Raw genomic sequence first — 11727 nt, forward strand, 5'->3', positions numbered from 1 at the left:
ATGATTGCCCATTCCGTGCTGTCGATGCGCAAGCGTCTGCAGGGTTTCAAGTGGTTGTCTGATATGCCCGCCATGCTGGCCTGGGCGGTCTTGGCTGGTATTTTGGGTGCCTTGGCGACTTTGGCCTTTCATCAGGGCATGCGCTTGGTGCAGCAAGTTGTCACGGGTCAGCACGGGGGGATCGTCGCAGTCACGGAAAGTCTGCCCTGGTACATGCGCCTCCTGTTTCCCACCTTGGGCGGCTTGTGTGCCGGTATGCTGCTATGGCTGGCAGGGCGTCTGCCGTCGGGAAGCAATTCTGACTATATGGAAGCTGTGGCCATTGGCGATGGCTGCTTGTCCATTCGCCAGGGGCTGCTGCGATCCTTATCGTCCTTGATGACGGTGGCCTCGGGCGGCTCGATTGGCCGGGAAGGGGCGATGGTGCATCTGGCCTCCTTGTCCGCTTCCGCGATTGGCCGCTTCACTTTGTTTGGTGAAGCCCGTCTGCGCCTGCTGGTGGCCTGTGGCGCCGCAGCCGGTGTAGCTGCCGCTTATGGCGCCCCGATCGCCGGTGCCGTGTTTGTGGCCGAGATTGTGCTGGGCACCATGACCATGAGCAGCTTTGGCCCCCTGTTGATGGCGGCTGTCAGTGCTCACCTGACCATGCGTATGCTGGGTGGTTATCATGCCCCTTACGAAATGACGAATGTTCAGGCCGTTGCGGGTTGGGACATCTTGCCCTTTCTGGTCCTGGGTGTGCTGATTGGTCTGGCTGCACCCGCTTTCCTGAAATTGTTGAATCTGTTCCGTACCCTGTTCAAGCGTACTGGCCTGGGTTTGCCTTTGCGCTTGGCTTTGGGTGGTTTGTTGCTGGGATTTTTGCTGATTGTCATGCCGCGCGTGGCGGGTAATGGCTTTAGCGTAGTGTCCTCCATGCTGCACAGCGACTGGGCCTGGTACAGCGTGCTGCTTATCCTGGCGTTCAAGGTTCTGGCCACAGGGCTGACAGTTGGTTCGGGCGCTGTCGGCGGTGTGTTTACCCCCGCCATCTTTGTGGGCGCGGCCTTCGGTACCTTGTTTGGTCAACTGACTTTGCTGATCTTGCCAGGTCTGGATTTACCGTTGTACTTGTTCACCTTGGTGGGCATGGGCGCGTTTCTGGGGGCCGCCACCAGCGCTCCCTTCATGGCCATACTGATGTTGTTTGAAATGACGTTGAGCTATCAGTTGGTGCTGCCCTTGATTGTGGCCTGTGTCATGGCTTATTTTGTGTCCCGTGGTGTGGCCGAGGTCGCCATGTATGAAGTCACCCTGGTGCGCGAGCGCGATGCCTTGCTGCGCCACAAGTTGCGTCACACCACCTTGGCCGAGCTGGTACGTCCGGCTGATACCGTCGTCAGCACTACTACCCAAATGCGTGATGCCTTGCAGATGTTTCTGGACTACCCCGTGCGCTATTTGTATGTGGTGAACGAGGAGCAAGTTTATCAAGGTGTGATTGCTCAGCCTGACCTGACCCGAATGTTGTTGGACGACAACGCTGCCCAGGAGCGTGTGGTGGGCGATATTCTGCGCATGGATTTCGTCAAGACGCTCTACCCGAATATGAGTCTGGACGAGGCTCAGGAACACTTTGTGAGCTTTGCCGGGGAGCGTCTGCCTGTATTGAATGGTGACGGCTCGGGCCGTCTGATTGGTGTAGTCTATAAGTCTGCTGTGCTGGAAAAATACTCCGCCATCAAACGCTCCCTGGATGCGAGCGGCGAAGTGATGCTGGATGCCCGGCGCTAAACTCTTTTTGTGACATAAATCATGCGTACAAAAGCTTGCCAGCGAGGCTTGGCAGGCGGGCTGTTGGTCGGTCTTGCCATGCTGTTCGCTGTTCCATTGGCCACCGCTCAAAATCGTGTTGGGCTGGAGAATTTGTCTGCTACCCGCGTGTATGGCGTGGATGAGGCGCAGGCCATCCCGGCCCAGGAGCTCCCGCCCGTGGAGCCATTTTTTGATGCTACGCAGTGGCATCGCCAAGGAGATCAGGACCTGCTCAGTCCAGCGGCCTCCATGGATTACACATTTTCCGATTTCAGTTTAAGCGGTGCCAGCACCGCCAGTCTGGCGCGCTCCATCCAATATAGTCAGCAGTCCTCTCCAATTTGGAGTGCCCGCTGGTTGAGCAGCGCGCCCGACCAGGTCTGGCAGTTTGGCGAGCGCAACTGGCGCTATGTGAATGAAGACGGGCTGCAACTGACCCTGGGCAATGACACGGTTACCGCACCGGACTGGGCGCGGCCCGTGGAACTGGGCGGTATCAATATCACTCAGCAGTTCGAGCAGGGCCCGGCCGGGCCATGGCGCTATGCCCTGGCCGTTGGCGCGCTGGACATGACGGGCAAGCAGGATAACGGGGATCTTGTGTATGGCTCTTCGGCTGGCAGCTTGATGCTCAGTACCGATGTCACCAGTCGTACCAGTATTGATACCCAGATGGAAAGCGCTCGTGATTTTGGGCTGACCGGTCTGGGTGCAACCTATCGATCGCCGGACTTTGGCGTGTGGCAGGCCAGCGTGGCCAAAGCTTCCCATGCGGTGGGGCAGGGGTGGCGATATCAGGCAGCCTACGGCCTGGATGTGCTGGATGATTTGCACCTGCAGTGGCAGGGTGAACGCTACCAGGACAATTTTCTGGATTTGAGCCGTTACCAGGGCATGAAGGTGGATGCGGCCAGCAGTCGGCAGATTGTCGGTCTGTCCGTGCCCCTGCGCCGCTGGGGTGAAGTGAAGACTCAGTACGAGGTGCAGCAGGTAGTTGCCGGCGGGGAGAACCGCTACCTTGGGGTCACGCAGCAGTTCTGGTACAGTCCCCACCTTAGGGTGGGTTTGCAAGCTCGCCGTCATCTGGAAAGTCGTCAGTCGAACATCGCGCTGCGTTTTTCTATTCCGATTTTTTAAGCAGGCGGCATGGCCCAGTCAGCACTTGAGGTTCTTCAGGAAGTTTTTGGTTATGACAGTTTTCGTGGTTCTCAGCACGAGATTATCGAGACCCTGATCCAAGGCGGCGACGCCCTGGTCTTGATGCCCACCGGCGGCGGCAAGTCGCTCTGTTACCAGATTCCTGCTTTGGTGAGACCCGGCACCGGCGTGGTAGTGTCTCCCCTGATTGCCTTGATGCAGGATCAGGTGGACGCCCTCAACGAGTTGGGCGTTAACGCGGCGTATCTGAATTCCACCCAGGATTGGCAAACTGCCCGCGAGGTCGAGCGCGAATTTCTGACGGGGCAGTTGGATCTGCTCTATGTGGCTCCCGAACGTTTGCTGACAGACCGCTGCCTGGATTTGCTGGCACGCGGCCAGATTTCCCTGTTTGCCATTGACGAAGCCCACTGCGTATCGCAATGGGGTCACGATTTTCGCCCTGAATATCTGGGTCTGGATTTGCTGGCCCAGCGTTGGCCAGGTGTGCCACGGGTTGCCTTGACCGCTACCGCCACTCAGTTGACGCGGGTAGAAATTGCCCAGCGCCTGAAGCTGGAGGATGCCCGGCATTTTGTTGCCAGTTTTGATCGCCCCAATATTTGCTACCGCATCATTGAAAAGAACGAGGTGCGCAAGCAGCTCTTGAGTTTCATTCAGGAAGAGCACTCCGGAGATGCGGGGATTGTGTATTGTCTGTCGCGCTCGCGCGTGGAAGACACGGCCGAGTTCCTGTGCAAGAACGGTATTCATGCCTTGCCCTATCATGCAGGACTGGACGCGCAGCAGCGCGCCATCAACCAGGCTCGCTTCCTTCGAGAAGAAGGGGTGGTCATGGTGGCGACCATTGCTTTTGGCATGGGCGTCAATAAACCGGATGTGCGTTTTGTAGCCCACATTGACCTGCCCAAATCGGTGGAAGGGTATTACCAGGAAACCGGGCGGGCAGGGCGCGATGGCGAAGCGGCCACGGCCTGGCTGGCCTATGGCCTGCAGGACGTGGTGCAATTGCACCGCATGATTAACCAGTCGCAAGGCGATGCGGCACACCGACGCCAGCAGGGACAGGCGCTGGATGCCATGTTGGGCCTTTGCGAAACCATTTCCTGCCGTCGCCAGCGCTTGCTGGCGTATTTTGACCAGCAAATAGAACCTTGCGGTAACTGCGACACCTGTCTGGAAGCGCCAGAAGCCTGGGATGGCACAGTGGCGGCGCAGAAAATGCTCTCCACCATCTATAGATTATGGCGTGAGCGCGGTCAGCGCTTCGGGGCCGGGCACCTGATCGACATCCTGCTGGGCAAGCTGACGGATCGTGTCAAAGAGCACGAGCACGACAAGCTGACCGTCTTTGGTGTGGGCAAGGATTTGACCGATCAAGCCTGGCGCGGAGTGCTGCGCCAGTTGCTGGCGCATAGCTTGGTCACGGTGGACCCGGAGGGCTACGGCACCTTGTTGCTGACCGAGGCCAGCCGCGAAGTGCTGAAAGGGGAGCGCACCCTGATGTTGCGGCGCGAAACCGTAACACGCGGACCGGCTGCACACCGAGTAAAAGGTCAGGCGCCTGCCGGACCTGCTCTTGAACCCGATCAACAAAGACGATTCGAGGCTTTGCGCGCCTGGCGTGCGGCCACCGCACGCGAACATGGTGTGCCAGCCTATGTCATTTTCCATGATGCTACTTTGCGCGAAGTGGCCATTCGCTGCCCTAGTTCAGAGGCTGATCTGGAGCCGATTACAGGCATAGGCGTACGCAAAAGAGAGGCCTATGGCGAGGCTTTGCTGCGCTGCGTTCAAGAGCTCCAGACGCAATAGGAAATTGTTAGCAGAGCAAAGATTAGTTGCATTTTTATGCGCTGAATCTGCTCTGCAGTCGCAAAACCGCTATTCGCTCAATCCGCTATATGTAGTAGAATGACGCCAATATCACACTATATATGGTGTGCATCAACTGACGCTGGCGGCTGCAAAAGCCGCGTCTTCCGTCAATCACCCCCGATTTCAGAGACTGACATGCAATCAACCGAACAGCTAATGGTCACCAAACGAGATGGCCGTACAGAACCTATTAACCTCGACAAGATTCACCGAGTGGTTGATTGGGCCGCTGAAGGTCTGAGTAATGTGTCCGTCTCCCAAGTAGAGCTGCGCTCTCACATTCAGTTCTATAACGGCATTCGCACTAGCGACATCCATGAAACCATCATCAAGTCGGCTGCGGATCTGATCTCCGAAGATACGCCTGACTACCAATATCTGGCTGCCCGTCTGGCGATTTTCCATCTGCGCAAAATCGCTTTTGGTCAGTTTGAACCTCCAAGCCTGTTCGATCACGTGACCTTGCAAACCAAGGAAGGTCGCTACGATCCGCATCTGCTGCAAGACTACACGCGCGCCGAGTTCGATGAGCTGGATGCTCATCTGGATCACTGGCGTGACATGAACTTCTCCTACGGTGCCGTCAAGCAGCTGGAAGGCAAGTATCTGATTCAAAACCGCGTGACCAAGCGCATCTACGAAAGCCCCCAGTTCCTGTACATACTGGTGGCCATGTGTCTGTTCGCCCGTTACCCAGCCGACACACGTCTGAGCTTTATCAAACGTTTCTACGACGCGGTATCGCAATTCAAGATTTCCTTGCCCACGCCCATCATGGCTGGCGTGCGCACACCCACCCGTCAGTTCAGCTCTTGCGTGCTGATCGAATGTGACGACAGCCTGGACAGCATCAATGCTACGACCAGCGCCATTGTTCGTTACGTATCGCAGCGCGCCGGTATCGGTATCAATGGTGGCCGCATTCGCGCCGTCGGCAGCGAAATTCGCGGCGGAGAGGCTCAGCACACCGGCTGCCTGCCTTTCTTCAAGATGTTCCAGGCGGCTGTGAAGTCCTGCTCGCAAGGCGGCGTGCGTGGTGGTGCGGCAACCTTGTTCTACCCCATGTGGCACCTGGAAGTGGAAACACTGCTGGTTCTGAAGAACAATCGTGGTGTGGAAGAAAACCGTATCCGTCACCTGGACTACGGTGTTCAGATTAACCGCTTGCTGTACCAACGCTTGATCAAGGGCAGCCATATCACGCTGTTCTCGCCGCACGACGTGCCCGGCCTGTACGAAGCTTTCTTTGCCGACCAGGACGAGTTCGAGCGTCTGTACGAGATGTACGAGCAAGATCCTGCCATCCGCAAGCGCAGCCTGCCTGCCGTGGAGCTGTTCTCCCTTCTGATGCAAGAGCGTGCCAGCACTGGCCGTATCTACATTCAGAACGTGGACCACTGCAACACGCACAGCCCATTCCAGGCCGACCGCGCTCCCGTGCGCCAGTCCAACCTGTGCATGGAAATTGCTCTGCCCACCAAGCCTTTGAACGATCTGAACGATCCCGAAGGCGAAATCGCGCTGTGCACGCTGTCGGCTTTCAACCTGGGTGCTCTGGAGTCCCTGGACGAGCTGGACGGTCTGGCTGAACTGATTGTTCGCGCTCTGGATGCTTTGCTGGACTATCAGGACTACCCGGTCAAGGCTGCACTGAACGCAACCAACAAGCGTCGCTCCCTGGGCGTTGGCGTTATCAACTACGCTTACTACCTGGCCAAGAACGGCACCCGTTACTCCGACCCGGCAGCGTTGGGCCTGACCCACCGTACCTTTGAAGCCATCCAGTACTACCTGTTGAAGGCTTCGGTACAGTTGTCGCGTGAATACGGTCCTTGCGATGCTTTTGACGAAACAACCTATGCCAAGGGTCTGCTGCCTACCGACACCTACAAGAAAGATGTAGACGGCATTTGCAACGAGCCACTGCACCTGGATTGGGAAGCCCTGCGTGCTGACATCGTCAAGCACGGTCTGCGCAACTCCACTCTGACAGCCTTGATGCCTTCGGAAACCTCCAGCCAGATTGCCAATGCCACCAACGGTATTGAGCCTCCGCGTGGCCTGGTGTCCGTCAAGCAGTCCAAGGACGGCATCTTGCGTCAGGTGGTGCCTGAGTTTGAAAAATATAAGGATCAGTACGAGTTGCTGTGGCAAATGCCTGGTAACGACGACTACCTGAAGTTGGTTGGCGTGATGCAGAAGTTCGTTGACCAGTCGATCTCTGCGAACACCAACTATGACCCACAGCGGTTCGAGGGTGGTCGCGTACCGATGAAGCAACTGCTCAAGGACTTGCTGCTGGCCTACAAATACGGTGTGAAGACCTTGTACTACCACAACACCCGCGACGGTGCCGATGATTCGCATGGCGAAGTAGAGGATGACGGTTGCGCAGGCGGCGCGTGCAAGATCTAAGCAAGGGTAAATAGCATCATGACTACCTATAGTACTTTTTCCAAAACGGATAACGACCAGCTCAAAGAACCCATGTTCTTTGGGCAGCCGGTTAACGTGGCTCGCTACGATCAGCAAAAATATCCGATTTTTGAAAAGCTGATTGAAAAGCAGTTGTCTTTCTTCTGGCGTCCAGAAGAAGTGGACATCACCCAGGATCGAATCGATTACCAGAACCTGCCTGACCACGAAAAGCATATTTTCATCAGCAACCTGAAATATCAGACCTTGCTGGATTCCATTCAGGGTCGCAGCCCCAACGTGGCCTTCCTGCCTCTGGTATCGATTCCGGAGCTGGAAACCTGGATTGAAACCTGGGCTTTCTCCGAGACGATTCACTCGCGTTCGTACACGCACATCATTCGCAATATTGCCAATGATCCGTCCGTTATTTTTGACGACATCGTGCGTAACGAAAACATTCAGCTGCGTGCGGCCGATATTTCTTCGTACTACGACGATCTGATCAGCGACACCATGCTGTATGCCCAACTGGGCGCGGGCGATCATGAGATCAACGGTGAAACCCGCACGCTAAGCGTCTACGAGCTGAAGAAGAAGCTGTACCTGTGCATGATGAGCGTCAATATTCTTGAGGCCATCCGCTTTTACGTCAGCTTTGCCTGCTCCTTCGCTTTTGCCGAGCGCAAGCTGATGGAAGGCAATGCCAAGATTATTCGTCTGATTGCGCGTGATGAAGCGCTGCACCTGACTGGTACGCAACACATCATCAATATCCTGCGTTCCGGCAGTGACGACCCTGAGTTCGCTCAGATCGCGCGCGAACTGGAGCCGGTCTGCTTTGATATGTTCAAAGACGCAGCCGAGCAGGAGAAACAGTGGGCGGATTACCTGTTCCGCGACGGTTCCATGATTGGTCTGAACAAGGACATTCTGGGACAGTACGTGGAATACATCACCAATATCCGTATGGGTGCCGTGGGCCTGAAGCCTGCGTTTGAGTCCGTCAAACACAACCCCATTCCCTGGATCAACACCTGGCTGTCTTCGGACACCGTGCAGGTGGCACCTCAAGAGGTGGAACTGAGCTCTTACCTGGTCGGTCAGATCGACTCGGCCGTGTCGGCTGGCGACTTCGACGGTATCGAGTTATGAGTCAAGTCCGGACAACTGATCATGACTTTCAGTTGCGGGACGGCGAAACTTTGTTGGAAGGTTTGGAACGAACCGGCCATCAGGTTGAGTATCAATGCAGGAGCGGCTATTGCGGCTCCTGCCGTATTCCTCTTGTGTATGGAAAGGTTGCTTATAAAGAGCAGCCTTTAGCGTATGTCGGCCCAGGCGAGGTTCTGCCGTGTTGTTGCACGGTACTCGAACCGATCATGGTCGATTGTCAGCGCATTGCCCGGATTGAGGAGGAACCGGAGGATCAGTTCGGCTTTACCGGGCTGAATCCCTGATTCCCCTGTCTCCCTTTAGCTGGCCAAGCGCTTTTCTTCCAACTTTTCCCAACGCTCAAATAACTGCTCCAGGTCAGTGTTGAGCTGATCCAGTTGTTGGTTGATTTCGTCGGCTCGAGCAGAGCCATCTTTATACAGATCCGGTGCGCTCAGCTGTTCTGCCAGTTCGGCTTGCTGGCTTTCTATAGCCGCAATCTTCTCGGGCAAAGCTTCCAGCTCCTTTTCTTCCCACGGGGCCAGACGGCCAGGCTTGTTAGCCTTGTTGTTGCGCTCTGCAGCAGGCTTTTCAGCGACGGCGGGAGTCGGAGTGCTGGCTGCCGGTGTCTCGGCTTTGGCTTGCGGGCGTTGTGCCAGCCACTCGTCGTAACCACCCACATACTCGCCCCAATGGCCGTCGCCTTCGGCTGCAATCACCTGGGTGACCACGTTGTCCAGGAAGGTACGGTCGTGGCTGACCAGCAGCACGGTGCCTGTGTAATCCTGAATCAGGTCTTCCAGCAGTTCCAGAGTTTCGATATCCAGATCGTTGGTCGGCTCGTCCAGTACTAATACATTAGTAGGTTGGGCAAACATGCGGGCCAGCGCCAGTCGGGCACGTTCACCGCCAGACAGACTGCGTACCGGGGAGTGAGCGCGGGCTGCCGGGAACAGGAAGTCTTCCAGGTAGCTCATGATGTGCTTGCGCTGATTGCCAATTTCTACCCACTCACTGCCGGGACTGATGGTGTCCGCCAGAGTGGCGTTTTCGTCCAGGCGACTGCGCATCTGGTCAAAGTAGCCTATGTTCAGTTTGGTGCCGTGGCGCACGGTGCCAGAGTTAGGCTCTTGCAGGCCCAGCATGATGCGTAGCAGGGTAGTTTTGCCGGCGCCGTTGTGGCCGATCAGGCCAATACGGTCTCCGCGCATCAGCACGGTGGAGAAATCCTTGATCAGAATGCGGTCGTCGTAGCCGTGCGTGACATCTTGCAGTTCAGCGACCAGCTTACCGGAGCGCTGGCCTTCGGAAATGGCGAATTTGACGTCGCCCGAGCGCTCGCGTCGCTCGGCACGGTCACGGCGCAATTGTTCCAGGCGGCGAACACGACCTTCATCTCGGGTGCGGCGGGCTTGCACGCCTTTGCGAATCCAGACCTCTTCCTGGGCCAGAAATTTGTCGAATTTGGCATTCTGCTGCTTTTCCGCTTCCAGGTACTCAGCCTTGCGTTCCTGCCATTGGCTGAAGTTGCCGGGGAAACTGAACAACTTGCCGCGATCCAGCTCGACAATTCGCGTTGCCACCACATCCAGGAAACGGCGGTCGTGGGTAATGATGACCGCGCTGCCACGGAAATCCAGCAGCAATTGTTCCAGCCAAAGAATGCCGTCAAAGTCCAGGTGGTTGGTGGGTTCGTCCAGCAAGAGCAGGTCGGGTTCGTTCACCAGGGCATTGGCCAGGGCGACGCGTTTACGCTGTCCGCCCGACAGACTGCCAGCCAGTGCATCCGGATTCAAGCCCAGCTTGTCGATCAGGGCGTTGACGCGGGCAGGGCGTTGCCAGTCTTCGGCTTCGGTGAAATCGCCACACAGCAAATCGTAAATGCTCAGATTCGGATCCAGCTCCGGTTCTTGTTCGACGGTGGCTACTTTCAGCCCGCCCAGTCGTTTGACCTGACCATCGTCAGGAGCTTGACGTTGATCCAGAATTTTTAAAAGCGACGATTTGCCAGCACCATTGCGCCCGATCAGACCGATACGTTCATTGCTTTGAATGACCAGATCGGCATGGTCCAGCAAAGCATGGTGGCCGAATGCCAATTGGGCATCGGTCAGGGAAATCAGATTGGTGGACATAAGACTCCAGATAAATCAGCGCGTCCTGCGAATTTCTCTATTGTCGCAGGTTACAATGCATCTGTGAGGCAGGTTGGGCAGTCGCGGTACGCAAGTATCGAGGAAGGTCCGGACTCCATAGAGCAGGGTAGCGGCTAACAGCCGTCCGGCAAGTGTGGCATCACGCCAGACGAGCCGAGGACCAGGGCCACAGAGACGAGACCACAGCAAGGGCTTGCGCAAGCAGGCACAGATACGGCGACTTCCGTGTTTTCTTGTACTTCGGTGCAAAGTGCTGTGGGGTGAAACGCGGTAACCTCTACCCGGAGCAATACCAAATAGGCATACGCAGGCTTTTAGCCCGAGAGGCGGCTCGTCTCAGTATGCGGGTAGGTAGCTAGAACCGGCCAGTAATGGTCGGTCCAGAGGAATGATTGCCGGCTAGCGGGTTCCCGCTGGCATACAGAATCCGGCCTATAGGCCTGTCTCACACTTCTCCCGGCGTTCGCCACCAATTGCACCGATTTCGTACATTTGAAAGCAATTGTTAAGGATGTTGAATCCTTGGCAAGAGTCGCTTGCGCGCATTTTTATAACAATTCACTTTTAATGCGCCCTGCAATTTCTTGATTTCACACAGTATTTTTTTTTAGTCACTTCTAGGATAGTGCGCTAAGTGCTTGTTGTGATTGAAAAAATTGCAACCACTGCCTTGACCGCAAAGGCTTTCCCCCGTAGAGTGGGGAAAAGTAGGAAATAGTGTAAAAAAGTGGGGGAAAATAGTGTTCCAAGGCAGCAGCGCACTCACACTGGATGCTAAGGGTCGGATGTCCATTCCGACTCGGCACCGTGACGCGCTTTTGCAGCAGGAACAAGGCCGCTTGACCCTCACTCGCCATCCCGACGGCTGTTTGCTGGTGTATCCGCGCAGTGTGTGGGAAGAAAAGCGCGAACAAATTGCCCGCTTCCCCATGAGTGCCCGTTTCTTGCAACGCCTGCTGCTGGGTAGTGCTCAGGACGTTGATCTGGACTCCGCTGGTCGGATATTGATCGCTCCCGAACTGCGCACCGCAGTGGGGTTGGAGCGCGACGCCATGCTGCTGGGTATGGCCACCCATTTTGAGTTGTGGAATGCGCAGGAACTGGAACGCCGACAGGCCCAGGATCTAGCTGAAAACTCCACAGACGTATTCGACACTTTTTCTTTCTGAGT

Annotated in this window: 8 protein-coding genes and 1 other RNA gene; 8 read left to right on the forward strand and 1 reads right to left on the reverse strand. The window is 56.2% G+C overall.

What is annotated here, in order from left to right:
* The 6 genes from NBV64_RS04400 (at position 1) to yfaE (ending at position 8705) form a co-directional block, all read left to right on the forward strand.
* On the forward strand, positions 1-1773 hold the full coding sequence (locus NBV64_RS04400; protein ID WP_250756759.1) for a ClcB-like voltage-gated chloride channel protein: 1773 nt from the start codon (positions 1-3) through the stop codon (positions 1771-1773).
* A gap of 21 nt (positions 1774-1794) precedes the next feature.
* The gene (locus tag NBV64_RS04405) at positions 1795-2931 is read left to right on the forward strand and encodes a fimbria/pilus outer membrane usher protein (RefSeq protein ID WP_035271098.1); all 1137 of its coding nucleotides are present in this window, start codon (positions 1795-1797) and stop codon (positions 2929-2931) included.
* Between the two features lie 9 nt (positions 2932-2940).
* Entirely contained in the window at positions 2941-4767 is a 1827-nt protein-coding gene (recQ, locus tag NBV64_RS04410) for a DNA helicase RecQ (RefSeq protein ID WP_250756760.1), read from the forward strand.
* 198 nt (positions 4768-4965) lie between these two features.
* Complete coding sequence (nrdA, locus tag NBV64_RS04415) at positions 4966-7245, forward strand: class 1a ribonucleoside-diphosphate reductase subunit alpha (RefSeq protein ID WP_031232983.1); 2280 nt, start codon at positions 4966-4968, stop codon at positions 7243-7245.
* A gap of 18 nt (positions 7246-7263) precedes the next feature.
* Positions 7264-8400 carry a class Ia ribonucleoside-diphosphate reductase subunit beta gene (gene nrdB, locus NBV64_RS04420; protein ID WP_009455059.1) on the forward strand — a complete coding sequence of 379 codons (1137 nt, stop codon included), beginning with the start codon at positions 7264-7266 and terminating at the stop codon, positions 8398-8400.
* Positions 8397-8705 carry a class I ribonucleotide reductase maintenance protein YfaE gene (gene yfaE, locus NBV64_RS04425; protein ID WP_009455057.1) on the forward strand — a complete coding sequence of 103 codons (309 nt, stop codon included), beginning with the start codon at positions 8397-8399 and terminating at the stop codon, positions 8703-8705. The genes nrdB and yfaE overlap by 4 nt, the downstream gene beginning before the upstream one ends.
* 15 nt (positions 8706-8720) lie before the next feature.
* On the opposite strand, the gene NBV64_RS04430 is transcribed toward yfaE, so the two are convergent.
* A complete protein-coding gene (locus NBV64_RS04430; RefSeq protein ID WP_250756761.1) occupies positions 8721-10535 on the reverse strand; it encodes an ATP-binding cassette domain-containing protein in 1815 nt (604 codons plus the stop codon).
* A gap of 65 nt (positions 10536-10600) precedes the next feature.
* On the opposite strand from NBV64_RS04430, the gene rnpB reads away from it, so the two are divergent.
* Both rnpB and mraZ read left to right on the forward strand, forming a co-directional pair.
* An RNA gene (gene rnpB, locus NBV64_RS04435) (RNase P RNA component class A) lies at positions 10601-11007 on the forward strand.
* 289 nt (positions 11008-11296) lie between these two features.
* Positions 11297-11725 carry a division/cell wall cluster transcriptional repressor MraZ gene (mraZ, locus tag NBV64_RS04440; protein WP_009455053.1) on the forward strand — a complete coding sequence of 143 codons (429 nt, stop codon included), beginning with the start codon at positions 11297-11299 and terminating at the stop codon, positions 11723-11725.
* Positions 11726-11727: the final 2 nt, after the last annotated feature.

This window comes from Alcaligenes sp. DN25, assembly GCF_023674485.1.
GTDB classification, from domain to species: domain Bacteria; phylum Pseudomonadota; class Gammaproteobacteria; order Burkholderiales; family Burkholderiaceae_B; genus Alcaligenes; species Alcaligenes phenolicus.